This window comes from Gordonia polyisoprenivorans, assembly GCF_017654315.1.
Lineage (GTDB): Bacteria > Actinomycetota > Actinomycetes > Mycobacteriales > Mycobacteriaceae > Gordonia > Gordonia polyisoprenivorans_A.
The window spans coordinates 3,657,219-3,680,844 of sequence record NZ_CP072203.1; the positions used below are offsets into that span (position 1 = coordinate 3,657,219).

Consider the following 23,626-nt stretch of genomic DNA (forward strand, 5'->3'; position numbering starts at 1 on the left):
CTCAATTAATTGACTATCTGGCGCCGACAGTAGACCGCCCCGCGTCGGTGTGTCCAGCATCGCTGGGGGACAAGACGCCGTCGACCATCCGGTACACGGCGTCCATACGCGCGAGGTGCGTCCGATCGTGGGTGACCAGAATCGTTGCGGTATCCGCGGCGGCGGTGAGATCGACCAGCATCGAGAGCACCTGTGCCCCGCGCTCGGTGTCGAGCGCCGAGGTGGGCTCGTCGACGAGCAGGAGGTCGGGCTCGTTCATCAAGGCCCGCGCGATGTTGACCCGTTGACGCTGTCCGCCAGAGAGGTGGGCAGGGAGCCGGTGCATCATTCCGTCCAGACCGACAGCGGCCAGTAGGTCGCGGGCCCGAGCCGTGGTGGCGCGGCGCCGTGCTGCGCCGACCACCCGGGGTTGTCCGAGGTGCGCGGTCACCTGCAGTTGCTCGAGAACGGTCAGCGAGGCAAGCAGATTGGGCTGCTGGGAGACCAGACCGATGCGCTCGCGGCGCACCCTGGTGGCCGCCGACGCGCTCAACTGTGCCAGATCGACCACCTGTGCCAGATCGACCGTCCCGCCATCACTGGCCGGACGGCCTCTGCCGGCCAGCAGAACGCCTCCACTGTCGGGCCGGCGTAGCGCTCCGGCCACGGCGAGCAGGCTGGATTTCCCGGATCCCGATGGGCCGGTGACGGCACTGATCGTTCCGGCGTCGAAGGTTGCCCCGACGTCGTCGAGGGCGGTGAGGTGGCCGGTGCCGTCGGGATAGGTCATCGTCACGTGCTGCAGTGTCAGGATCGGTACGTGTCGTGGCGTGGTCATCGGTTGCTCCCGAGTGCGGTGAGGGGATCGGTGGTGATGAGGAAGCGCAGTGCCGCGCCGGCGCCGAGGACGCCGAGCCCGATCGTGGCCAGCGCGGGCACCAGCGTGGTGGAGGTGGTCACGACGAACGGGGTCGAGCCCAGCAGTGTGCCGCCACCGACGGCGAGCGCCACCCCGAGGCCGCATCCCACTATCAGGATGAGCACGGCCTGGCCGAGGGCGTCTCGCACCAGCGACGCGGTGGACGCCCCGAGCGCCTTGAGTACCGCGATGTCGGGGACACGTTGCACGGTCCACACGGTGAAGAACGCACCGATGACCAGTGCCGAGATCAGCAGCAGCATCACCGTCATCAGCGTCAGCGACGAGTTCTCGGCGCGGTAGGACGCCAGCGCCGACAGCGCATCGGAGCCGGAGCGGGTGATGGTGCCGCTCGAGGTGGCCACGGACTGTGCGTCGGTGCCGGCACGTGGTGTCACCGCGAGCACGGTCGCCGCGCCCGACTGTGGTGCCAGGTCGTGCCACGCGTCGATGGGAAGGTAGATGACCGGGCTGTGCGCGTACCACTGGTCGCCGACGATTCGTCCGACGGTCATCGTCCGCCCGCCGACCTGCATCGTCTGGCCGGGGTGGAGGCCGAGAGACGAGGCGATGGGCGCCGCGACGTCGGCCGTGCCGGCGATCGGGCGGTCGTTTCCGCCGAGGCCGAAGAGCGCCACCGGCATCGGATCGGTATGCGTGGTCGACGTCGCGCTGTCCCGCGAGATACCCACGGGCACTGCGTCTTCGGAGTTGTGTTGCCAAATGGTGATCTGCGCGGCGGTGAGCACCGACTGATCGAAGGAGGGCGCGGACCCGGTGTCGGCGAACACGATCGTCGAACCGGGCAGGGATTGCAGGGCCGAGATGTTCTGGTGGCGCAGTCCCGCGGTGAGTCCACCGAGGAAGGTGACGAGCACGGACACGAGCACCACGACCAGGGTGATGAGCGCGAATCGTCCTCTCGCTCTTCGGAGATCACGAATGGCGACGAACATGGAAAGTCCTTTCGGGTGGTCGGTTGCCAGTGTGGCGGGCATCGGGGGCACCGCGCGTCGAGAGTTGGAGGGTCACGGGGTGCATCGTTCGTCGCCGGTGACTCGCACTTTCGATGGATGCGCGGCGGTGCACCGTCGATAAACTGGATCGACATGCACTTCTCACCGTTGGCCCCGGTCTTCACCGCCCTGCGCCTGGCCCTGCACGCCATGGCCGCCGTGCTCGCGGTGGTGGTCGCGGTCCGTGCGGTGAGCAGCGGGGGCACGACGTCGGTGGCGGCGGTGACACTGGCGGCGCTGTGGCTCGCGATCTACGCCTCCGGGATGGTGCTGGTGCGCTCGAGCCGTGCCGGGTGGTGGTGGCTCGCCGCGCTCAGCCTCGTGTGGCTGGGATGCCTGTCCGCCAGCGACGACGCGGTCTACCTGGTGTTCGTGATGTTCTTCCTCTACTTGCATCTGGCCGGGATGCGTTGGGGTACCACATGTGTCGCGGTGTCCACGGCGGCCGCCGTGGTGGGATTCGGACTGCACGGCGGCTGGTCGGTGGCCGCGGCGATCGGGCCGGTCCTCGGAGCGGCGGTGGCGGTGGTGATCTCGGCCGGTTACCGGCGACTCTTCGACGAGGTACGCAGCCGACAACGCCTCATCGACGAACTGCTCGCCACCCGCGCCGAGCTCGCCGCCGAGCAGCAGGAGGTGGGCCGGGCGCGGGAACGGGAGCGACTCGCCGGCGAGATCCACGACACCGTGTCACAGAGTCTCTCGAGCATCCAGATGCTCACCTACGCGGCCGAACGCCGGGCGGGCGAATGCTCGCCGGAGCTGCAGACCGCGCGGACCGCGGCCGCCGACGCCCTTGCCGAGACCCGGCGACTCATCGACGCACTCACCCCGGCACCGCTGGACGGACGCTCGTTGGGTGCGGCACTACAACGGGTGACCGATGACGCGGGCGGTCACGGCCTGCGTACCCGGTTCGTCGTCGACGGTGAGCCGTTCGGGCTGCCGATGCCGATCGAGGCGGCGCTCGTCCGGGTGGCACAGAGCGCCGTCGGCAACGTCGTGCAGCATGCGTGGGCAAGGGTCCTGCGGGTCACCCTCACCTACAGCACCGACGAGGTCCATCTCGACATCGTCGACGACGGAGTGGGTTTCGACCCCGAGGCCACGCCGGGCTTCGGTCTGACGACGATGCGCCGACGCGTGCGCGAGCTCGGCGGCGACCTCGACGTCGTCTCCGAACCCGGCCACACCTCGGTTGCGGTCGGCTTCCGGGTCGAGGCCGGACTCCGATGACCGCACCGACCGACCGGGCCTCGTCCTCGGTACCTCCGATCTGCGTCCTGATCACCGACGACCACGCGATCGTTCGAGCCGGTCTGCGTGCGCTGCTCACCGAGTCGGACGGCATCCGGGTCGTCGGGGAAGCCGCCACCGGTGAGGAGGCGATCGCCCGGTGCACGCCGCCCGCTCCCTTACCCGACGTGGTGCTGATGGATCTGCGGCTCGGGCCGGGATTGTCCGGGGTGGAGACCACCCGACGACTGCTGACGCTGCGACCGGCGCCCCGAGTGCTGGTGGTCACCAACCACGACACCGACGCCGACATCCTTGCGGCCATCGAAGCCGGCGCGTCGGGCTATCTGCTCAAGGACACCCCACCCACCGAACTCATCGCCGCGGTGCACGCCGCAGCTGCCGGCGACAGCGCGTTGTCGCCGATGGTGGCCACGCGCCTGATGTCACGGATGCGGGCACCGGCCGACGCGGTACTCACCGCGCGCGAGATCGACGTGCTCGTCGAGGTCGCCGCCGGACACAGCAACCGGGAGATCGCGAGACGCCTGCTGCTGAGCGAGATGACCGTCAAATCCCATCTCGTGCATGTCTTTTCCAAACTCGGTGTGCGTTCACGAACCGCTGCGGTCAACCGGGCCCGACGCGACGGCCTCATCGGCTGAGCACGCTCGACGGTCGCCCCGGCTAGCCCAGCGCGCTGACCACGTCCACGAGGTCGGCGATCAGCGGTTCGGTCTCGGCACGACGGTGTGACCACGCCGCGACCGTGCTGATGTGCGCGCGGGTGTCACGCAGCGGGATGACCTGCACGGCCTCACTGGCGAACATCCGGCCACCGATTCCCTCGCCGAGTGAGATGAGGGTGAAGGCCTGGCCACTGGCAACCAGATGCGCAAGGCCCGCGAAGTTGTCGTCGGGCAACGTGATTCGCTTGCGGACGCCGTGTCGGTCGAGCAGCCGGTCGAGGTTGCGATAGATCTCGGGTGCGGCCTCGTGGTTGATCGAGGCGAACGGCACGTGCGACAGTTCGCCGAGAGCGATCGAATCCCGTTGTTCCCCAAGGATCTTGGTGCCGACAGCCACGCCGACCGGGCTGCGTTCGAGGAGCAGGCTGTCGATTCCCTCGCCGGCGACGGGACCGTGGACGAGTGCGACATCCACCGCTCCGGCACGCAGATCCCGCAGCAACGGTGCGGTGCTCGCGGGCAGCAGTTGTGCGGCAATGTCCGGGTGGCGGTCGGCGAGCGTGTCGAGAACGTTGTCCCGCACGGTGGGCGAGACCTCCGGCGCGATGCCGATCACCGCCGGCCGCAGGGTGTGCCGCTGCGCGTCGGCCACGACCACGGGCAAGGAGTCCACCCGGTGGAGGATGTCGCGGGCGCGGGGCAGCAGCGCCTCACCGGCATCGGTGAGGTCGATCCGATGGTGCGCGCGGATGAACAGCGGTGCACCCAACTCGCGTTCGAGGTCCTTGATGCGCTGGCTCAGTGGCGAGGCCGCCATGTGCAGCCGGGCGGCGGCTCGGGTGAAGCTGCGCTCCTCGGCGACGGCGACGAAGTAGCGCAGATGGGGCAGGTCCACGACCTTCACGATAGGACACCGAACCATCGCCATCCGCCGGGTGCGCCGATGACCGCCACGATCATCTCGCCGTTCGCGAATCGGTCGTGGTGGGCGTCGGACGATGTCGATAGCGTCGGTGGCGACGCGAAACACCGGTATCGGCCGCCTACGGCCGATCGATGCCAGGCAGACAACGCGAAGGAGCGTATCGATGACCGCGCGACGACCCATCCGCATCGCCAATTTCTCCGGCTACCTCGGCGACCGCCGGACCGCCATCGACGAGGCCATCGCCGGCGATCCCGTCGACGTCCTGATGGGCGACTATCTCGCCGAGATCACCCTCGCCTCACTGTCGGCGGTGCACCACCGTGACCCCTCCCGCGGATACGTCGAGTACTTCGTACGTCAACTGCGCCCGCACCTGGCCACGATCGCCGAGCGCGGCATCAAGGTCGTGACCAATGCAGGCGGGTTCGCGCCCGACCGGCTCGCCGAGGCATTACGGACCGAACTCGCCGACGCCGGGGTCACAGTGAGCGTCGCGCACATCGAGGGCGACAACATCCTCGCCGACCTCGCCGATCTGCAGACCGCCGGTCATCGCTTCGGCAACCTGGATTCGGGTGCGCCGCTCGACACCTGGGCAGCCAAGCCGATCGCGGCCAACGCCTACCTCGGCGGCTGGGGAATCGCCGGTGCGTTGAGCGCCGGGGCCGACATCGTGGTCTGCGGCCGCGTCACCGATGCGTCACTGACCGTCGGTCCGGCGGCCTGGTGGCATGACTGGTCCGCCGACGACTGGGACGCGTTGGCCGGCGCCGTGGTCGCCGGCCACATCATCGAATGCGGTGCTCATGCGGTCGGTGGGAACTTCTCCGGCTTCCTCGAGATCCCCAACCGCACGACACCGGGTTTCCCGATCGGCGAGGTCGCCGCCGACGGCACCTGCGTCATCACCAAACACGCCCGTGACGGGGGAGCGGTCACCGCCGACACCGTCACCGCTCAACTCGTCTACGAGATCCAGGGCCCGATCTATCTCAACCCCGATGTCACCGTCCACCTCGACCACGTACGGGTCGATCAGACCGGCCCCGATCGGGTCACCGTGTCCGGCGCGGCCGGAACGCCGCCGCCACCGACCACCAAGGTCGCCCTCTTCGGAGCGGTCGGCGCGAGCGTGGTCAACACGGTGTTCGTCACCTCACCACATGTCGAGGAGAAGATCGCCCTCATCCGCGACCAACTGAACCGGGATCTTCCCGACGGTGTGCAGATCGACCTCACCCAGGTCGGAGAGCCTGCCGACGACCCCGAATCCCAGTGGGCGGCAACGGTGGCGTTGCGTGTCATGGCGGTCGCCGGCGATGCCGAAACGCTGACGCGGGCGGAGATGGGGTCACGCCTGGGCAGCCTGTACCTGCAGGGCATCCCCGGCTACTTCCACGACGGTGCCGCCGGACTGCATTCGCGTCCCCAACCCCGGGTCGACTACTGGCCGGGCCTCCTCCCACAGAGTGCACTGCACCACCGGGCGATCCTCGACGACGGCACCGTCATCGACTCCGCCGTGCCCCCTGCCACCGCGTCGACCCCTCAACCCGTGCATCCCGAACCGGGTGAGGCACCGCTTCCCGAGCGGGTGACCCGCGCCCCGCTGGGCACCGTCGTCCATGCGCGCAGCGGCGACAAGGGCGGCAACTCCAATGTCGGTGTGTGGACCCCGGATCCGCGGGTGTGGCCGTGGCTGCGGCGGTTCCTGTCCACCGACGAGATCCGTCGCCTGATCCCCGAGACCAAGGACATCGACGTGGTGCGCCACGAGTTCCCCGATCTGCGGGCGATCCACTTCGTGTTCAAGGGCCTGCTCGGCACCGGCGGATCGTCGAACCTGCGAATCGACCAGGTGGGCAAGGCGATCGGGGAGTATTTGCGCTCGCGTCAGGTGCTGATCCCCGACGACCTGCTGACCGCCGACGCGACCGTCCCCGACCTCACCACCGCCGACCACGAGGAGCTGGTGTGACCTCCCTGACCGACCGACTGCGTGCGGCCATCGCCGCGCCGGCCACCGACGACTCCTTCGATCCCGCAACAGAACTCGCCGATGTCCTGGGCGGCATCGGCATGTCGGCCGAGGACACCGGCGGCACGGTCACCTTCGACGGCGCCGACCCGGTGGTGCCGAGCACCCTGCGTCTCGGCGGTGCGTCGGCCATCGCGCTCGCCGCCAAGTCCGCCGCCGTCGCCAAGCTGTGGCAGGTCCGCGGCGGCGCCGGCCAGGACATCGCCGTGGACCTGCGGAGCGCACCACATCGGTTGTGCCCGTTCTACGACCGCCGGTGGGAGATGCTCAACGGCTATCCGCCGGCCACCCCGTCGAATCCGTCGAACGCGCTGGGATTCCGCTTCTACCGGACCGGTGACGATCGGTGGATGATGCCGCTGAACCCGTATCCGAAGATCAAGGTCGGCGCGCAGCGGCTCCTCGGGGTACCCGACGACAACGACGCCGTCGCGGCGGCCATCGCGAGTTGGAAGGGCGCCGAACTCGAGGCCGCGGCCACCGAGGCGGGTGTCGTCCTGCCGATGCTGCGCACGACGGCCGAACTCCTCGACGAAGCGCACTATCGGGAAGTTCTCGCCGACATGCCGCTCATCGAGATCACCCGCATCGCCGACGGCGACCCTGTCCCGCTGCCCGGAGGCGTCGACCAGCCCCTCGACGACATCCGGGCGCTGGGTATGGGGCATGTGATCGCCGGTGCCGGGGTCGGCCGGGCACTGGCCCTGCACGGCGCCGACGTGCTCAACGTATGGCGCCCCGACGAACTCGAGCACGACGCGACCTATGCCACCGCCAACGTCGGCGTACGGTCGTCGACGATCAATCCCTACGACGCCGACGGTGCCGCCCGGATTGGTCGGCTGCTCGGCGACGCCGACGTGTTCTACGCGAACCGCCGACCCGGCTACCTCGACAAGATCGGCCTGTCCGCCGATGCCGCTGCCGACGGACACCGCGGGATCATCTACGCCACCGCCTCTCTCAACGGTGAGCACGGCCCGTGGTCGTCGCAGGTCGGATTCGATCAGACCGCGGGCAGCCTGACCGGGATGATGCTGCTCGAGGGCGGGGGCGACAAACCCAAGCTCCCTCCGATTCTCGTCGTCAACGACTACATCGTGTCGTGGTTGCTGACCGCGGGAATCGTCGAAGCCCTCACCCGCCGCGCCCGCGACGGCGGCAGCTACCGGGTGCACGTGTCGCTGACCCGGGCTGCACTCTGGATCATCGGGATGGGTGTGTTCGATCGTGGTTACGCCCACGAGATCGCCGGCACCGATGTCGGCGACGGCGCACATCACTATCTCGATCCCGAGACCTTCACCGCCGAGACACCGCTCGGGGCGTATCAGGGTGTCACCGACCAGGTTCGGATGAGCCAGACGCCGGGTCGCTACCGCACGGTGCTGGTTCCGCGCGGCTCGTGTCGGCCGGAATGGCTTGCGCGACCGGACTGATCAGACCGGACTGATCAGTAGGCGGATGCCGGGCCGAGCGGGGTGATCCCGTGATGTCGTTGTGCCACATCGGGATGCGCACGAACCCGGGACTTCCAGGCGTTCTCGCCGTAGGTACTGAAGATGGGATTGTCCGGGTCCGCCTCGACACCGCGGGACAACGCCGCCAGCTCCGGCGGCAGCTCGATGATCGGGATCGTGGCGTCCAGCGCCGGATTCAGGAAGAACGGGATCGAGATGCGATCGGTCCCGGGGCGCGGCGCGCGCACCCGATGCCGGGTCGCGCGCAGGTAACCGCCGGTGGCCACCTCGAGCAGTTCGCCGATGTTGACGATGAACGCGCCCGGCTTCGGCGGCACGTCGACCCAGGTACCATCCAGCGTTTCCACTTGCAGCCCTTCGGAATCCGGCTCCACCAGCAGCAGCGTGAGGACACCGGAATCCTTGTGTGCTCCGACGCCCTGGTCCCGGTCGTCGCTGCCCGGATAACGCACCACCTTCAGCAGGGTGGCCGGACGGTCGGCGAACGCGTCGTCGAAGTACCCGGCCGGCGCTCCGAGTGAGGCCGACCAGTGCCGCAGCAGGCGTACGCCCACCTCCGATACGGCGGCGATCCACGCCTCGAATGCCTCACGGAATCCGGTGGGGCGCTGCGGCCACAGATTGGGGCCCTGCAGATTCCAGTACCCGTGGGCACCGTCGACGACGGGCCGGTCCGGGCCGATGTCGATCTGTTCGCGCCAGTCGACGAGTCCGTTCGTCAACTCACCGCCGAGACGTGAATAGCCCCGGAACGCCGGACTGTCCAGCTGGGAGATCCGCGCCTTTTCGGCGTCGGGCAACCCGAAGAACCCGCGGGCGAGTCGTAGGACCCCGTCGATCTGCGCCGGCGCGATGCCGTGTCCGACGAGGTAGAAGAACCCGTGCTGGTGGGCGGCCTCGCGCAACGCGGTCGCGAAGGCCTGCCCGTCAGCGTCGGCTGCGGTGAGGTCGAGGGTCGGCAACATGACTCCATGGTGGCACCCTCACGTGCGCCGCGCGGTCCGAGAACCACCTCCGCGATCGTCAGTCGAGCCACCGCCGTCCCGTGCGCAGGTGGGCGGCCCTTCTGGACGGTTCCAAGCGCTCGAGATTCGCTACCACGACCGACGACCGGCGGTTGTGGTCGAGGACGTCGCGGTGATCGGCGACGAACGTCCAGTACAGGCCGTCCCACTCCGCGCACCACGGGCCCTTGCCGAGGTCGGACATCTTGCGCAGGTAGTTGCTGCCCGAGACGTACGGCTTGGTGGTGATGGCGGTGCCCGCGGCGAACTGGCTCATCCCGTAGACGTTGGGCACCATCACCCAGTCGTAGGCGTCGACGAACATCTCCATGAACCACCGGTAGACCTCGTCGGGATGGGTTCGCAAGAGGCACATGGCATTACCGAGGATCATCAGCCGCTCGATGTGATGCGCCCAGCCGCAGTGCAGGACGTGGCGCACGACGCCGTCGACCGGCTCGAGACCGGTCTGCGCGGTCCACCAGCCCGGCGCGAGGGCGCGACGGTGCCCCAGCCGATTGGCGGTCCGCATCGCGCGACCATGCGCCACGTAGGTGGCCCGCATGTACTCGCGCCACCCGATGAGTTGACGGACGAAACCCTCGAGCCCGGCGAGCCCGATCTCGCCATGCCCGCCGACCTCGAGTGCGCGGCGCAGCACCGTCCGCGGTGACAGAAGGCCGACGTTGAGAGCGGGGGTGAGCACGGCGTGGAAGAGATACCGATTCCTGGTGCTGATCGCGTCCTCGTAGGGGCCGAATCCGACGAATCGTTCGGCGAGAAAGCCCTCGAACATCTCGCGTGCCCCGCGGTGGTCGGTGGCCCACCGAAACGCCCGCGCATCGCCGGGGTTGTCGGGGAACTCCTTCTCGACCCACTCGATGGCCGCGTCGACCTGATCGTCCGGATCAGGAAACCGCGGCACCGGCACCTCGAGCCCGCGGGGGAGCGGCTTGCGGTTCTCGGCGTCGAAGCTCCAGCGTTTACCCGCCGGCACTCCTGCGCTGTCCACCAGAACGCCGAGGCGTCGGCGCTGCCACGCGTAGAACTCGCTCATCCGAGCGGTCGGGCCGTCGAAGAACTCGGCGATCTGGCGCCGTGAGGTGAGGAAGTTGGGGCTCTCGGCAGTGGCCTCGTCGTCGAGGTCGATCCCGGCGTCGGCCAGCGCAGCACGCACGTCGGCGGCGAGCCAGTCGTCGACGACGTCGTAGAGATGCACAGACGACGGGCGCAGGCGCCGGACCACAGCGCTCAGGGATTCTCGGCTGGTGGTTGGGGAGTCGGTCTCGATGACCTCGACGTCGAATCCGTGGCGGCGCAGCCGCTGCGCGAACCGGCGCATCGACACCCGGTGCAGGATCAGCTTCTGCCGGTGGAAGCGGTACTGGCGGAACAGCAGATCGTGCTCGACGAGTACGAACCGGGTGCCGGGTTCGGCGTTCAGATGTGATTCGAACAACTGATGAGGCATGACCAGGCGCAACTCGGACATCGGTGGATCACCCTCTTCTCGCAGCGGGCGTGACGAGAGCCGTCGTGCCCGTACGTCCTTTCCTGGAGTTCGGCGCCTCGCGACATGCGGATCTCTTTCCCGCTCGCCTCGGCGTGTCGGTGAGGTTGTCCACAGCGGCGCGGACGTGGCGCGGGCCAAGTTCGGTGGACGTGGGAGACTACCTGGCGGCCCGACCACCAACCCGATCCCCGATCGCAACCGAACCCGACGAGCAACCGAACCCGAGACGAACCCACGAGGCGGCGATGGACAGTGCGACTGAGCCCACGCTCATGCAGGCGTGGGAGACCAACCGATCGATCCAACGATCCGCGGCCGTCCGGTTGTTCGCCGCGACCAACTCCGCGCTCTACGTGACGTTGATGGAGCGCCACCTCGACTTCGGGGCACGCCGGTCGGAGACCGATCTGGCGATCCGGCTCGAACGCGACATGGCCGAACTCGGCGTCGGCGACCAGCCCCACGGCATGGATCTGCTCAAACTGTGGGCCAAGAACGGCTGGCTGCATCGCATGGCCGACCCGGTCGTGGCCACCCAGAACCTCTGTTATCTCACCCCCGAGGCGCGCTCGGTGCTCGACTACATGCGACGGCTGCGCCGGGAGGACTCGGTGGCCACCGCCGGCTCGATCAATGGCATCGCGGCGGGCTTGCGGCGGGTGGCCGGCCAGGTCAGCGACGACCCCAGCTACATCCGTGAGGACCTCACCCATCAGATCGAGGAACTCGACGCCGAACTCGCCGACCTCGACGCAGGCCGCCGACGCCGGCCGGATCTGCGGGCCGCCGAGGACGAGGCCCGCGCCATCGCCTACCAGATGGAGCAGATCATCTCCGACATCGGGCAGTACGGCAGCATGCTCGATCGCATCACCACCGCGCTCCTCGACGATCCGAACGACTCCGATCTGGCCTATCGGGACCGTCAGCGGCAGATGTTCGACGACTACGAGGCCTTGCTGGAGTCCTCGCAGAGCGCCTCCTACCACGCGTTCACGCACATGATCGGCGACCCGACCCAGCGGGCCCGGCTGGTCTCCGACATCGAGACCGTCACCGCGCATCTGCCCGCCATCGATCCGGGGTTGCGGTCGGTGATGGACAACTTCTTCGTACTGGTCACCCAGCAGATCGACGAGGTCGGCCGGATCCGTCGTCGCTGCGCGCGTCGTATCCGCCGGTTCGTCGCCTCGGGAACCCTCGAGCAGAGTCGCGGTATCGCCCGTCAACTCAACGATGCCCTGGCCACCGCCAACGAACTCCTCACGATCTCACTCGCCGATCGGCGGCTGGGCTACGAACTACCGCTGGCCACTCCCGCGCTGACATCCAACGGGCGTCTCGCGTTCGAGATCCGCACGCCCGAACCCCCACAGCCGGCGGTGCCCGCAACGGGGGAGACCGATCTCGACTCGTTCGTGTCGCTGGCCGGCCAGGTCGACACCGTCGAACTCACCGAGGTGGTCAACAACGCGGTCGTCGACGGCCCGGTGGCGCTGTCGGAGGTCATCGATTCCCTCGACGACCCCTACCTCGCCCACGTGATCGTGTTGTGGTCGTGGGCGTTACGGCAATCGGCGGCCACCGGCGACCCCGTGGCGACCGAGTCCATCCGATTCCGGTCCCTCGACGGCGAGGACCGTCTCATCGAGATTCCTGCCCTGCACTTCACCGAACCCATCCCCACCGCGGAGGTCGACGTCCTGTGACCGATCAGTCAGAACGGTTTCCCGCCAAGGGGTTCAGCGCCGAGGAGTTCAACGGCTACGACGACCTGCCCGCGGTGAGCCGGACCGCCGCAGAGGAAACGAAGGTCCCACGCTTCGACGGGGACGTCTCGGCGATGCCCGACCGCGCCTGCTGGGCGTTGCAGAATCTACTCACCCGCCGCTACGTCAGCGGCGACCGTACCCCCCAGCTGTGGTCCTGGATCGTCGAATACCAGGAGTCCCTGCGCATCCGGCTGTCCGAACTCGATCTTCGGCTGCGCCTGGTCGCCGAACTCGAGGTGGCCTTCGTCGAGCAGGTGGGCTACGACTCCCGTTGGGGCAGAAGACTACTCAAGCGCGAGACGATCCAGGCCTATGACGCGATCCTCGCACTGCACCTGGCAAAACACATGCGGGCCGCACGCGAGGATCAGGTACTGATCACCCATGAGGAGATCCACGAATTGTTCGCCGGCGTCTCCAACACCATCGATCGCGACCTCGCGCTGTTCGACAAACGCATCGACAAGGCGATCGACAAGCTCGAAGAACTCGAGTTGCTACGCCGCCATCGCGATGACCCCGACACCTTCACCGTGAGTCCGGCGATCACCGCGATCATGACGGCATCGGTGATCACCGATCTGCAGCAGCAGTTCGAACAGTTCATCGGCGCCGGCGAGGAGGTCGAGGCACAGACGCTCGATCGCTCCGCGCCCGAATCCGGTGACGACGGTTCGGGATACCTCGCGGAGGGCGACCGGGACACCGACGACGGTGACGACACCGAGGATGACGAGACCGACGAAGGAGATGACTGGTGAGCGATCGTGTCGACCAGTTCCACCTGTCGCGGCTGCAGCTGATCAACTGGGGCGTCTTCGACGGATATCATTCGATTCCGTTCAGCGCCAACGGTTCTCTAGTGACCGGGTCATCGGGCAGCGGTAAGTCCTCGCTTCTGGACGCCATCTCACTGGCCTTCCTGCCCGACCATCGGCGCAACTTCAATGCCTCCGGTGACGCCACGGCGGCCGGATCGGCGAGTGGTCGGCGTACGGTCGGCAAGTACGTGCGTGGAGCGTGGGGCGAGCGTCGCGACGGCGTGAACTCGACGCGCGAGATCATGTACCTGCGCGGCACCGGGCCGGCCTGGGCGGCCATCGCCGTCACCTATACCTCCACCTCGGGTGTGTCGATCACGGGCCTCGTCCTCAAGTGGCTCGCCGCGGGCAAGATGACCGACGCCCACAGCGCCTACTATCTCGCCGACGGCGACGCCGACATCGTCGACGCCTGCAACGAGTGGGCGGCCAACGGGCACAACGCCGCCCGGCTCCGCGAGCGCGGATGGCGGGGCGGTCCCGGCGAAGGCAAGTATCTCGCGTCGCTGTACTCGCTGATCGGCATCCGCGGCTCCGAGGCCGCCCAGCAGTTGTTGGGAAAGGCCAAGTCGCTCAAGAGCGTCGGCGGTCTGGCCCAGTTCGTCCGCGAGTTCATGCTCGACGAACCGACCAGCATCGCGGGTATCAAGGACGCTCTCGAACAGATCGATCCACTCGTCGAGGCCCGTGAATTCCTGGATGTCGCGCGTCGCAAGCGCACCATCCTCGGCAACATCGAGACCGTTCAGGAACGGTATGCGACCGAGTCGGCGAAGTTCTCGGTGCTCGACACCATCGACAGCGCGACCATCCGTGCCTACGTGACCAACCTGCGAATCCGCAACGCCGAGCCCGAGATCGCCGACCTCGACGACCAGATCGCCCGTCTGGATGGCGATCTCGCCGCGCTGACCTCCCAGCACGACCAGCTGCGCCAGGATCACAGCCACCTGCTTTCGCGAATCTCCTCCAGCACAGCCGATCTCGCGCCGCTGCAGGAGCAGCTCGCCGCGGCCGGCAAAGCGGCGAGCGAGGTGTCGATGCGGCGGGCGTCGTTCGATTCGAAGATGTCGGCGCTCGATGTGCAGATCCCCGAGTCGGCCGAGGACTTCTGGGAGACACGCGAATCGCTCATCGAGGAGGCGACACGCCTCGACGGGCAACTCGAGGCCGGCAAGGGTCACTATGCCGAGCTGTTGGCCGCGGAGGTCGCCGCGCGGAGCCGCCGCGACGCCGCCGCCGCCGAGCTGACCCGGGTGCGCGAGGCCGGATCGGCGTTGCCGCGCGCCGAGCACGAGATGCGCCGGGTGATCGCCGATGCGCTGCAGCTCGACGACTCCGAATTGCGCTATGTCGCCGAACTCGTCGAACTCGACCCCGATCAGGAGCGGTGGCGCCCGGCGGTGGAGAAGGTGCTGCGCAACGCCGGTCTGCGACTGCTGGTGCCGGATCGCCATTTCAATGCCGCCCTGCGGTTCGTGAACACCCACGACATGCGTGGGCGGATCCAGTTGCATCATGTCGAGCGCCGCACGGCGGTACTGCCCGACCCGGGCACCCTGGCCGCGACCCTGCGTCCGGTCGATCCGGATCACCCGAGTTCGGCGGAGGCCCTGACGTTGCTCGCCCGGCTGGGCAATTACGTGTGCGTCGACGATCCGGCCGAATTCGCCGACCATGCCAAGGCGGTCACCGATCGCGGGCTGCGCAAGGACTCCGCGAAGCTGGCGATCAAGGACGACCGGCAGGCGTTGCGGCCCTCGCAGTACATCTTCGTCGGCAACGTCGATGCCAAGGTCGCGGCCCTCGGTGAGGAACTCGATCACGAGGACAGCATCCATGCCGCGGCACGTGAGGCCACCGCCGTCCTCGAACGCGAACGGGCCGACAAACAACGCCGCCGCGACCTGTACCGCACCGTGTGCGAACAGTTCACGCAGTGGAGTGAGATCGACGTCGAGTCCGCCGACGATCGCGCCGAGCGACTTTCGGAGCAGTACGAACTGTTGATGGAAGAGCATCCCGACGTCGAGGCATTGCAACGCAAGGCCGAGGAGATCTGGGAGCAGGTCCGCGCGGCGATCTCCCAGGCCGCGCTCGTGCGTGATCGGATCGCCACCCAGGACGAGCGCCGGACGCAGTTGCTCGATCTCGTCGACCGCCTCAAGGCCGAGGACATCTCCGGGCCCGCACAGGCGGCCCTCGACACGTTCCGTGAGGATTCCGCGGCCACCCTCGATGTGCTCGCACCGGATCCCTACCGCCAGGAACTGATCAAGGCGGTCGGGCGCGATCGCGATCGGATGCGCGCCGATGCGCGCCGCTCCCGGGACGAACTGGCCCGTATCCTCGCGACCTACGACGAGGAGTTCCCCGACGAGATCCCCAACGACAGCAGCGATTTCGACGAGCGCATCTATGACTACGTCGCGTTGTGCCGTCGGATCGACGAGCGGGAGCTACCCGCGGCCTACGAGCGGATGCGCCGACTCATCACCGAGCAGGCGCCGGGTGCGATCCTCAACCTGCACATGGCCGCCGACGCCGAGGAGCGCCGGATCGTCGAACAGATCGAGCGGGTCAACACGGGCCTGGGTGCGGTGGCGTTCAATCGCGGCACCCGACTTCGCCTGCAGCCCGGACGCAAGAACCTCGGGGCCGCAGCCGAACTCACCGAGAAGGCGCGTCAGATCGCGGGGCGGTCGACCGCCGTCGCGTTCGGCGACGAGCAGGCCATCCTCGAGCAGTACGCCGACATCCTCCTGCTGCGCGAACGCCTGGCGGGGGCGACCCCGGAGGACCGGCAGTGGACGCGCGACGCGCTCGACGTTCGCAACCGTTTCGACTTCTACTGCGAGGAGCACGACGCCGAGACCGGCGAGACGATCCGCACCTACAGCAATGCCGGCGACAATTCCGGTGGCGAGCAGGAAAAGCTGATGGCCTTCTGTCTGGCGGGCGCACTGAGCTTCAACCTCGCCAGCCCGCATGGCGACGACAACCGGCCGATCTTCGCGCAGTTGATGCTCGACGAGGCGTTCTCGAAGTCCGACCCGCAGTTCGCCCAGCAGGCGCTCTCGGCATTCCGCAAGTTCGGCTTCCAGCTGATCATCGTTGCGACCGTGCAGAACACCAGCACCATCCAGCCCTACATCGACAACGTGGTGATGGTGTCGAAGTCCGAGGCGGCCGGTGGTCGCCCGGTGGCGACGGCGACGTCGACGTCGATCGGCGCGTTCTCCGACCTGCGGCGGGCGTCGGGCAAGAATCGGCTGATCTGACCGGAATCCTCGGGCAGGAGCGGGCTTTTCCGATCGACCACCCTTACCCGCCGCACGCCTCCCTGATGAATCCCCCTCACCAGGCGCACCACTCCTGATCGACCACCTCACCAGGCGCATGCGTCCTTCATGAACGCTGATCGAGGTGCGAGGCGCGTGCGCCGAGCCTCGAGATCTCCTGCCACGGCGCTGTTCTCGACTCCCGGGTCTCGACTCCCGGGTTTCGACTCCCGGGCGTTACAGGCTAGCGGCCGGCCCCGCGGTACTTGCGGTGGTACTCCGCGTACACGTCGGCGTTCTTCTCCTTCTCCCGGCGGGAGACCAGATCGGGATCGAAACCGTGCTGCGACAACCGATAACGTCGGTACACGCGATTGAGCGCGACCGAGAAGAAGATGTAGGGGATCAGGATGGGCACGGTCATGTTCGCGCGGATCAGCCAGTCGGCCGGCACGAACAACATCGGCACCAGGATGATCACACAGGGCACGGCCCACCAGGCGACCATGCGCAGGGCGGCATAGGGGCCGGTCAGATCGTTGAAGACCCAGTCACGCATCGAGTCCGGGAGCTTCGCCCCGTAGTGGTACTTGATGTACTGCAGCCCGTGCGGTCGATCACCGTCGCGACCGGCGCCGGACCTCGTCGAGGCGTCCTGCGATGCACGCGATGTCGCAGCACGGTGGTTCGTGTCAACCATGGGGGTTCCTCTTGTCGGTGACCGGTCTTCGTACTCGAGTTTCCCAGACCGCAGATCCGGACGTAACGCCGGTATACGGCTTCATGAAATCGAGCAATCGATGAAGCGCTTAATCAGTAGTGCACGACTGAATTGTACGCCTGGTGCACGCGGTGATGCCACGATGGTCGCACCCGTGGCATCGCCGCACGCGAGAACTCAGCGCTTGAGCGGGCTGTAGAACACGAGCCCGTTGCCCTTGTTGTCGTACACCACCGCGCGCCGTTCGTGGGCGTCGTCGTAGGGGCCCTTGACGATGCCGCCACCGCTGGCCTCGATGGCCTTGGCAGCCGCGTCGACGTCGGCGGTCTTGATCCCGACCACGACCTGTCCGGGAATCGGATGATCGACCTCGGTGGCCAGGGCCAGGGTGACCGGCCCGCCGTCGAGGGCCGCGAAATGCGCGCCGTCGCGGAACTTCAGTGTCATACCGAGGGTTTCGCCGTAGAACTTGATCGACTCGTCGAGATCGTCGGTGGACAGGATGATCATCTTCACTTCGTGGTCACTCATCGAGAACTCCTCATCGTCGGGGTTCTCTCAGGGTAGGTCGGGCGAGGGTGCCGGGGATGAGTCGGTGGTCCCTGATCGGGTCATCTTCAGGCCGGCGACCGCCGCGACGATGCCCGCGATGAAGACCAGCTTGACAATCGAGACCTCCTCACCGCCGGAGACCATGGAATACGTCACGGTCAGCGTCGCCCCGACACCGACCCACACCGCATAGGCGGTGCCGATCGGCAGCGACGAGGCCGCCCAACCGAGTCCGGCCATACTCAGCGCGAGCCCCACCAGGAACACCGCGACCGCCACCGGTTCGGTGAATCCGTCCGACCGGTCCAGGGCCACCGCCCACACCGCCTCACACACGGCCGAAGCCAGCAAGATCAGCCAGGCCATGTCAGCTCACCGCCTTGAGGCCGATGACGCAGCCGACGAGGAGCACGAGCAGCCCGACTCGCACGAAGGTCGGCCGTTCCTGTCCGGTGACGACACCCCAGACGACCGTCAAGACGACACCGATTGCGACCCACACCGTGTACGCGGTGCCCAGCGGCAACGACGTCAGCGCGAGGGCGAGTCCGAGCATGCTGAGCGCCAGGGCAACCACGAAGACCACCACGGGGAGTGGTTCACGAAACCTCCGTGATGCCGACAACGCGGCCGCCCACACGGCCTCGAGTACGCCGGAGATGATGAGAATGAGCCAGGCCATGGCGACCGACCTCCACTTTCGTGGCAGTCTTGTCGCTCGGCGGGTACTGCTCCCTCGTCCGCGGTCCATGAATGGACTCCGATGCCCACGCTAGCAAAGACGGCGCATCATGGCTCGCGCCCGGGATTTCAGGCGCCGACAGTGCGGCGAGTGCCGTGTTCACCCCTCCAGACCGCGACGACCAGCGTGACGAAACAGATCGTGGCGCCCGCCACCACGGCGACGAGCGCCGTGATGCCGGCGTCGGCGCCGTGTCCCACGAGCGAACCGGCAACGGCACCGACGACGAATTGCAGCGCACCCAGCAGTGCCGCTGCCGCGCCGGCCCGTTCGGGATGTCGTTGCAGTGCCAGCGCGGTGACACTGGGGCCGATGATGCCCCAGGACGAGGCGATCAGGGCGAATCCGAGCAGGAGCGGGATCAGTGAGCTGCCGGCGCCGGCGACGATCATCGCCACCGAGGCGACGATCAATACTCCCGCACCGCAGGCGATCTGACGGACGGGATCGGCGAACCGCACCCACCGTGCACACGCCATCAGGCACAGCCCGTTGATCGCGAACACCGCGGAGAACACCGCGGGCGGGCACCCGTGCACGACCTGCAGCGCGAACGGCGAGCCGGTGATGTAAGCGAACAGCGCCCCGAATCCCGCTGCGCCCGTACCGATCACGAGAAGGAATCGCAGGTCACCGAACAAGACCCGGTAGGAGGCGAAGGCGCCACCCAGGCCACCGCCGGTTCGGCGATCCGCGGGTAGGGACTCGCCGACCCAGGCCGCCGTCGAGATCACGAGCAGCGCGCCGATCACTGCCAGCACGGCGAAGACCGTCCGCCACGTGCCGACCACGAGGATCGCGCTGCCCAGCAGCGGGGCGACGACCGGACCGAGGCCGACGACCACGGTCAGGACGGCGAAGACCGACACCAACCGCGGACCACTACAGCGATCGCGCACCACTGCGCGGGCGATCACCACACCTGCCGAGCCACCCAGCGCCTGCAGCAGCCGACAGACGACGAGTATCGCCACGGTGGGTGCAAAGGCGCACGCGACCGAGGCGGCGGTGAACAGCACCAGACCGACGAGCAGAGGTCGGCGACGACCGAACCGGTCCGAGAGCGGGCCCATGACGAGCTGACCGAGGCCGAGTCCGATCATCGACACCACCAGGGTGGCCTGCACCCCGGCCGGTGTCGTCGACAGATCCGTGGCCGCCTCGGGCAGGGCGGGCAGATAGAGATCGGTGGAGATCGGTCCGAACGCCGACAATGCGCCCAGGACCACGAGCAGACGGCCACGCACACCCGAGGTGTCCGGGATTCCGTCGGTTCCCGCCGTCGACCTCCCGGTGCCTGCCATGAAACTCACTGTAGGAGCGAAGCAGATCACCCGGAAACCGAGTGCCTCCGACCCCGCGTCATCGACGCCAACGTCAATACCCGCTTTACTGGTGTGGTGACTCTTGCTCTCCGGACTCCCGGAAACCCGCGTCGGACGACGGTTCTGGTGACGATCGCGGCAGCGATGGTCATCGCCTGGTCGATCGCCGCACCGCATGCCCTCGCCGACGCGGGAACAGGAGGCCTCGATCCCGTCCTCGGCACCGCATACGCGCAGGCGTCGGCGGCAGCACGCGCCGACGACGTCCCTCTACACATCACCTCCGGTGCGCGGACACCGGCCCAGCAGCAACAACTGTGGGATGAGGCGATCGCCACCTACGGCAGCCCGGCGCAGGCTCGCCGGTGGGTGTTGCCGCCGTCGGAGTCGACGCATGTCGGGGGTCACGCCATCGACGTCGGGCCGCAGGCCGGCGCCCGGTGGCTGCAGGTCAACGGTTTCCGGTGGGGCCTGTGCCGCACCTTCGACAACGAGTGGTGGCACTTCGAGGTCGCGACCGTCCCGGGCGCACCGTGCCCACCCCTGTGGCCGGATGCGGCCGCACGGGTCGACGCGCATCGGGGTGCATGATCATGGCGGCCTCGTCACCGCCCGGGGTTTGCGACGATGGACAGATGTCAGAGCTGACGTATGAGGAGTTCGGCCGCCGCTTCTTCGAGGTGGCCGTCACCGAGAAACGGGTGGGGAGCGCCTTCTCGGCGATCACCGGCGACTCGTTCGACGTGGGGCCGATCCCGTCGGGGCCCGGCGGGATCGCCAAGGTCCAAGCCCGCGTCAGCATCGACGAGCCACAGATCATCCGCGACATCTCCGAGCTGATCACCTTCACCGTGCGTATTCCGCTGTCGATCCGGCTTCTGGTCGATCTCAAGGTCGATCGCATCCGCTACGACGTCGACGGGTCGGTGCGGCTCGCACTCACCGCCCGAGCGGTCGAACCCCTGCAGCTCCACATCGACGTCACCCCGCCACGCCCCGTGGATGTGACCGTGGGCGTCGCCTCCCGCAATCTGCGGGGCGAGATCATCCGGCTCGTCGCGCAGGTCGACGACGAGATCAAGCGCTTCATCGCCCGAGATGTGGCCGCCCGGATCGAGGATCCGGAGGTCACCAGCGCTCGGATCATCGACGTGGAGGCCGAACTCGGCCGGGCGTTCGAATCCATGTGAGGTGCAATCCATCTGGCGTGCAAGCCATCTGGGCGCAATCGGTGTCCGAGACCGGGAACATGCACCGGTGGTGAACGACCCGAGCCCCGTTCCCCGGTGCGATACCGGGAAGCGGGGCTCGTCAGGTCGTGACCGGTCGTGAGGCCTCAGCCGCGCACGGACTCCAGAGCCGAGTTCAGTGTGGCGCTCGGGCGCATCACCTTGTCGGTGAGGTCGTTGTCGGGGGCGTAGTAGCCGCCGATGTCGACCGCGGTGCCCTGGGCGTCATTGAGCTCGGTGACGATGGTCTGCTCGTTCTCCTCGAGCGTCTTGGCAAGCGGCGCAAAGTATTTCGCCAGCTCCGCGTCGTCGGTCTGCTCCGCCAGTGCCTTCGCCCAGTACAGCGCGAGGTAGAACTGGCTACCGCGGTTGTCGAGTTCACCGGTGCTGCGGGAGGGACCCTTGTTGTTCTCCAACAACTTGCCGGTCGCGGCGTCGAGCGCCTTGGCCAGCACCTCCGCCTTCGGGTTGTCGTTCTTGCGGCCGAGATCCTCGAGACTCACCGCAAGCGCCAGGAACTCGCCGAGCGAATCCCACCGCAGGTGGTTCTCCTCGATCAGCTGCTTGACGTGCTTGGGCGCCGAGCCACCCGCACCGGTCTCGTAGAGCCCGCCGCCGGCCATCAACGGCACGATCGAGAGCATCTTGGCGCTCGTACCGAGCTCCAGGATCGGGAAGAGGTCGGTGAGGTAGTCCCGCAGGATGTTGCCGGTCGCGGAGATGGTGTCGAGGCCGCGGATCAGACGTTCCATCGTGTATCGGATGGCCCGCACCTGCGACATGATCTGGATGTCGAGGCCCTCGGTGTCGTGATCCTTCAGGTAGGTGTGCACCTTGGTGATCAGTTCGTTCTCGTGCGGACGGTAGGGATCGAGCCAGAAGACCACCGGCATACCGGATTCCCGGCAACGGGTGACGGCGAGCTTGACCCAGTCGCGGATCGGCGCGTCCTTGACGATGCACATGCGGAAGATGTCGCCCTCTTCGACGTCCTGCGACAGCAGCACCTCGCCGGTTGCGAGATCGGTGATGTTGGCGACGCCGTCGGTCGGTATCTCGAAGGTCTTGTCGTGCGACCCGTACTCCTCGGCCTTCTGCGCCATAAGACCGACGTTGGGCACGGTGCCCATGGTGGTGGGATCGAACTGCCCGTTGGTCTTACAGAAGTTGATCATCTCCTGATAGATGCGGGAGAAGGTCGACTCGGGATTGACGGCCTTGGTGTCCTTGGGCCGGCCGTCGGCGCCGTACATCTTGCCGCCGGCGCGGATCATGGCGGGCATGGACGCATCGACGATGACGTCGCTGGGGGAGTGGAAGTTGGAGATGCCGCGCGCCGAGTCGACCATCGCGAGCTCCGGGCGATGCTCGTGGCAGGCGTGCAGATCGTCGATGATCTCTTCCTTCTTCGACGCCGGCAACGACTCGATCTTCGAATACAGATCGGAGAGGCCGTTGTTGACGTTGACACCCAGCTCGTCGAAGAGCTCGCCGTGCTTGGCGAACGCCTCCTTGTAGAAGGTGCGCACCGCGTGACCGAACACGATCGGGTGACTGACTCGCATCATGGTGGCCTTGACGTGCAGGGAGAACATGACGCCGGTCTTGTAGGCGTCCTCCATCTGCTCCTCGTAGAACTCGATGAGCGCCTTCTTGCTCATGAACATGCTGTCGATGACGTCACCGGCGTCGAGATGCACCTTCGGCTTGAGCACGATCGTCTCGCCGGCGGCGGTGATCAGCTCCATCTTCACGTCGCGGTCGGCATCGAGGGTCATCGACTTCTCGCCGTGATAGAAGTCGCCGTGGCGCATGTGCGCCACGTGCGTGCGCGAGGCCATCGACCACTCGCCCATGCTGTGCGGATGCTTGCGCGCGTACTCCTTGACCGCCTTCGGTGCCCTGCGGTCCGAGTTACCTTCGCGCAGAACGGGATTGACCGCACTGCCGAGGCACTTGGTGTAGCGGTCCCGGATCGCGTGCTCTTCGTCGGTCTTCGGGTTCCCCGGGAAGTCGGGGATCTTGTAGCCCTTGTCCTGCAGTTCCTTGATGGCGGCGGTCAGCTGCGGCACCGACGCGCTGATGTTGGGGAGCTTGATGATGTTGGTGTCGGGATCCTGGGTCAGCTTGCCGAGTTCGGCGAGGTTGTCGGGAACCTTCTGTTCGTCGGTCAGGTAATCGGAGAACTCGGCCAGCACGCGGGCGGCAACGGAGATGTCGGAGGTCTCGACGTTGATGTCGGCGGCGTCGGCGAATGTCCTGATGATCGGGAGAAAAGCGTGCGTCGCCAGCATGGGCGCTTCATCGGTCAGCGTGTAGATGATGGTCGGTTTCTCCGCGCTCATATCTGCCTTACTCTCCAGTCGTGGTCACGCAGCGC

The 23,626-nt window shown here is 67.4% G+C and carries 20 protein-coding genes and 1 riboswitch; of the genes, 9 read left to right on the forward strand and 11 right to left on the reverse strand.

Annotated features, from left to right (window positions below; translation table 11 throughout):
• Positions 1 to 13 precede the first annotated feature (13 nt).
• Together J6U32_RS16415 and J6U32_RS16420 are read right to left on the reverse strand one after the other, a co-directional pair.
• Entirely contained in the window at positions 14 to 817 is an 804-nt protein-coding gene (locus tag J6U32_RS16415) for an ABC transporter ATP-binding protein (protein WP_208791264.1), read from the reverse strand.
• The gene (locus tag J6U32_RS16420) at positions 814 to 1,854 is read right to left on the reverse strand and encodes an ABC transporter permease (protein WP_208796170.1); all 1,041 of its coding nucleotides are present in this window, start codon (positions 1,852 to 1,854) and stop codon (positions 814 to 816) included. The genes J6U32_RS16415 and J6U32_RS16420 overlap by 4 nt, the downstream gene beginning before the upstream one ends.
• Positions 1,855 to 2,007: 153 nt before the next feature.
• On the opposite strand from J6U32_RS16420, the gene J6U32_RS16425 reads away from it, so the two are divergent.
• Both J6U32_RS16425 and J6U32_RS16430 read left to right on the forward strand, forming a co-directional pair.
• The gene (locus tag J6U32_RS16425; protein ID WP_208791265.1) at positions 2,008 to 3,150 is read left to right on the forward strand and encodes a sensor histidine kinase; all 1,143 of its coding nucleotides are present in this window, start codon (positions 2,008 to 2,010) and stop codon (positions 3,148 to 3,150) included.
• Positions 3,147 to 3,815 carry a response regulator gene (locus tag J6U32_RS16430; RefSeq protein WP_208791266.1) on the forward strand — a complete coding sequence of 223 codons (669 nt, stop codon included), beginning with the start codon at positions 3,147 to 3,149 and terminating at the stop codon, positions 3,813 to 3,815. The genes J6U32_RS16425 and J6U32_RS16430 overlap by 4 nt, the downstream gene beginning before the upstream one ends.
• Before the next feature lie 22 nt (positions 3,816 to 3,837).
• Here J6U32_RS16430 and J6U32_RS16435 read toward each other — a convergent pair whose 3' ends face one another.
• Positions 3,838 to 4,734 (reverse strand): LysR family transcriptional regulator, encoded by an 897-nt coding sequence (locus J6U32_RS16435; RefSeq protein WP_244332044.1) that lies wholly within the window; start codon positions 4,732 to 4,734, stop codon positions 3,838 to 3,840.
• A gap of 193 nt (positions 4,735 to 4,927) precedes the next feature.
• Here J6U32_RS16435 and J6U32_RS16440 point away from each other — a divergent pair, with 193 nt between their 5' ends.
• Together J6U32_RS16440 and J6U32_RS16445 are read left to right on the forward strand one after the other, a co-directional pair.
• On the forward strand, positions 4,928 to 6,745 hold the full coding sequence (locus J6U32_RS16440; protein ID WP_208791268.1) for an acyclic terpene utilization AtuA family protein: 1,818 nt from the start codon (positions 4,928 to 4,930) through the stop codon (positions 6,743 to 6,745).
• Positions 6,742 to 8,244 carry a CoA transferase gene (locus tag J6U32_RS16445; protein ID WP_208791269.1) on the forward strand — a complete coding sequence of 501 codons (1,503 nt, stop codon included), beginning with the start codon at positions 6,742 to 6,744 and terminating at the stop codon, positions 8,242 to 8,244. The genes J6U32_RS16440 and J6U32_RS16445 overlap by 4 nt, the downstream gene beginning before the upstream one ends.
• 14 nt (positions 8,245 to 8,258) lie before the next feature.
• Here J6U32_RS16445 and J6U32_RS16450 read toward each other — a convergent pair whose 3' ends face one another.
• Positions 8,259 to 9,251: an isopenicillin N synthase family dioxygenase gene (locus tag J6U32_RS16450; protein ID WP_208791270.1), complete on the reverse strand. Its 993-nt coding sequence runs from the start codon at positions 9,249 to 9,251 to the stop codon at positions 8,259 to 8,261.
• A gap of 58 nt (positions 9,252 to 9,309) precedes the next feature.
• Entirely contained in the window at positions 9,310 to 10,782 is a 1,473-nt protein-coding gene (locus J6U32_RS16455) for a cryptochrome/photolyase family protein (protein WP_208791271.1), read from the reverse strand.
• A gap of 266 nt (positions 10,783 to 11,048) precedes the next feature.
• Here J6U32_RS16455 and J6U32_RS16460 point away from each other — a divergent pair, with 266 nt between their 5' ends.
• Genes J6U32_RS16460 through J6U32_RS16470 form a run of 3 tightly spaced genes read left to right on the forward strand, consistent with a single transcriptional unit; the run spans position 11,049 to position 16,677 of the window.
• On the forward strand, positions 11,049 to 12,512 hold the full coding sequence (locus tag J6U32_RS16460; protein ID WP_208791272.1) for a DUF3375 domain-containing protein: 1,464 nt from the start codon (positions 11,049 to 11,051) through the stop codon (positions 12,510 to 12,512).
• Positions 12,509 to 13,336 (forward strand): DUF4194 domain-containing protein, encoded by an 828-nt coding sequence (locus tag J6U32_RS16465; protein ID WP_208791273.1) that lies wholly within the window; start codon positions 12,509 to 12,511, stop codon positions 13,334 to 13,336. The genes J6U32_RS16460 and J6U32_RS16465 overlap by 4 nt, the downstream gene beginning before the upstream one ends.
• Positions 13,333 to 16,677 carry an ATP-binding protein gene (locus J6U32_RS16470; RefSeq protein ID WP_208791274.1) on the forward strand — a complete coding sequence of 1,115 codons (3,345 nt, stop codon included), beginning with the start codon at positions 13,333 to 13,335 and terminating at the stop codon, positions 16,675 to 16,677. Before J6U32_RS16465 ends, J6U32_RS16470 begins: the two co-directional genes overlap by 4 nt.
• Positions 16,678 to 16,921: 244 nt before the next feature.
• On the opposite strand, the gene J6U32_RS16475 is transcribed toward J6U32_RS16470, so the two are convergent.
• From J6U32_RS16475 to J6U32_RS16495, 5 genes are all read right to left on the reverse strand, one after another.
• On the reverse strand, positions 16,922 to 17,377 hold the full coding sequence (locus tag J6U32_RS16475) for a DUF5313 domain-containing protein (protein WP_208791275.1): 456 nt from the start codon (positions 17,375 to 17,377) through the stop codon (positions 16,922 to 16,924).
• A 198-nt stretch (positions 17,378 to 17,575) separates the two neighbouring features.
• Entirely contained in the window at positions 17,576 to 17,929 is a 354-nt protein-coding gene (locus J6U32_RS16480; RefSeq protein ID WP_208791276.1) for a VOC family protein, read from the reverse strand.
• A 27-nt stretch (positions 17,930 to 17,956) separates the two neighbouring features.
• Positions 17,957 to 18,316, reverse strand: coding sequence for a DMT family transporter (locus tag J6U32_RS16485; RefSeq protein ID WP_208791277.1), 360 nt, complete (start codon positions 18,314 to 18,316; stop codon positions 17,957 to 17,959).
• A gap of 1 nt (position 18,317) precedes the next feature.
• Positions 18,318 to 18,632 (reverse strand): DMT family transporter, encoded by a 315-nt coding sequence (locus J6U32_RS16490; RefSeq protein WP_208791278.1) that lies wholly within the window; start codon positions 18,630 to 18,632, stop codon positions 18,318 to 18,320.
• Between the two features lie 17 nt (positions 18,633 to 18,649).
• Positions 18,650 to 18,714: riboswitch (guanidine-III (ykkC-III) riboswitch) on the reverse strand.
• A gap of 46 nt (positions 18,715 to 18,760) precedes the next feature.
• Positions 18,761 to 19,996 (reverse strand): multidrug effflux MFS transporter, encoded by a 1,236-nt coding sequence (locus J6U32_RS16495; RefSeq protein WP_208791279.1) that lies wholly within the window; start codon positions 19,994 to 19,996, stop codon positions 18,761 to 18,763.
• Positions 19,997 to 20,161: 165 nt separating this feature from the next.
• Here J6U32_RS16495 and J6U32_RS16500 point away from each other — a divergent pair, with 165 nt between their 5' ends.
• Both J6U32_RS16500 and J6U32_RS16505 read left to right on the forward strand, forming a co-directional pair.
• Positions 20,162 to 20,608 (forward strand): M15 family metallopeptidase, encoded by a 447-nt coding sequence (locus tag J6U32_RS16500; protein WP_208796171.1) that lies wholly within the window; start codon positions 20,162 to 20,164, stop codon positions 20,606 to 20,608.
• Between the two features lie 44 nt (positions 20,609 to 20,652).
• Positions 20,653 to 21,207, forward strand: coding sequence for a hypothetical protein (locus tag J6U32_RS16505; protein ID WP_208791280.1), 555 nt, complete (start codon positions 20,653 to 20,655; stop codon positions 21,205 to 21,207).
• Positions 21,208 to 21,353: 146 nt separating this feature from the next.
• Here the strand turns inward: J6U32_RS16505 and J6U32_RS16510 are convergent, their stop codons facing one another.
• Complete coding sequence (locus J6U32_RS16510; protein ID WP_208791281.1) at positions 21,354 to 23,591, reverse strand: NADP-dependent isocitrate dehydrogenase; 2,238 nt, start codon at positions 23,589 to 23,591, stop codon at positions 21,354 to 21,356.
• Between the last annotated feature and the right edge of the window lie 35 nt (positions 23,592 to 23,626).

What these genes read in the sequence shown, in the direction of transcription:
- J6U32_RS16415 (WP_208791264.1), bottom strand. Translation starts at nt 817, where the DNA reads ATGACCACGCCACGACACGTACCGATCCTGACACTGCAGCACGTGACG.
- J6U32_RS16420 (WP_208796170.1), bottom strand. Translation starts at nt 1,854, where the DNA reads ATGTTCGTCGCCATTCGTGATCTCCGAAGAGCGAGAGGACGATTCGCG.
- J6U32_RS16425 (WP_208791265.1), top strand. Translation starts at nt 2,008, where the DNA reads ATGCACTTCTCACCGTTGGCCCCGGTCTTCACCGCCCTGCGCCTGGCC.
- J6U32_RS16430 (WP_208791266.1), top strand. Translation starts at nt 3,147, where the DNA reads ATGACCGCACCGACCGACCGGGCCTCGTCCTCGGTACCTCCGATCTGC.
- J6U32_RS16440 (WP_208791268.1), top strand. Translation starts at nt 4,928, where the DNA reads ATGACCGCGCGACGACCCATCCGCATCGCCAATTTCTCCGGCTACCTC.
- J6U32_RS16450 (WP_208791270.1), bottom strand. Translation starts at nt 9,251, where the DNA reads ATGTTGCCGACCCTCGACCTCACCGCAGCCGACGCTGACGGGCAGGCC.
- J6U32_RS16455 (WP_208791271.1), bottom strand. Translation starts at nt 10,782, where the DNA reads ATGTCCGAGTTGCGCCTGGTCATGCCTCATCAGTTGTTCGAATCACAT.
- J6U32_RS16460 (WP_208791272.1), top strand. Translation starts at nt 11,049, where the DNA reads ATGGACAGTGCGACTGAGCCCACGCTCATGCAGGCGTGGGAGACCAAC.
- J6U32_RS16475 (WP_208791275.1), bottom strand. Translation starts at nt 17,377, where the DNA reads ATGGTTGACACGAACCACCGTGCTGCGACATCGCGTGCATCGCAGGAC.
- J6U32_RS16480 (WP_208791276.1), bottom strand. Translation starts at nt 17,929, where the DNA reads ATGAGTGACCACGAAGTGAAGATGATCATCCTGTCCACCGACGATCTC.
- J6U32_RS16485 (WP_208791277.1), bottom strand. Translation starts at nt 18,316, where the DNA reads ATGGCCTGGCTGATCTTGCTGGCTTCGGCCGTGTGTGAGGCGGTGTGG.
- J6U32_RS16490 (WP_208791278.1), bottom strand. Translation starts at nt 18,632, where the DNA reads ATGGCCTGGCTCATTCTCATCATCTCCGGCGTACTCGAGGCCGTGTGG.
- J6U32_RS16495 (WP_208791279.1), bottom strand. Translation starts at nt 19,996, where the DNA reads ATGGCAGGCACCGGGAGGTCGACGGCGGGAACCGACGGAATCCCGGAC.
- J6U32_RS16500 (WP_208796171.1), top strand. Translation starts at nt 20,162, where the DNA reads ATGGTCATCGCCTGGTCGATCGCCGCACCGCATGCCCTCGCCGACGCG.
- J6U32_RS16505 (WP_208791280.1), top strand. Translation starts at nt 20,653, where the DNA reads ATGTCAGAGCTGACGTATGAGGAGTTCGGCCGCCGCTTCTTCGAGGTG.
- J6U32_RS16510 (WP_208791281.1), bottom strand. Translation starts at nt 23,591, where the DNA reads ATGAGCGCGGAGAAACCGACCATCATCTACACGCTGACCGATGAAGCG.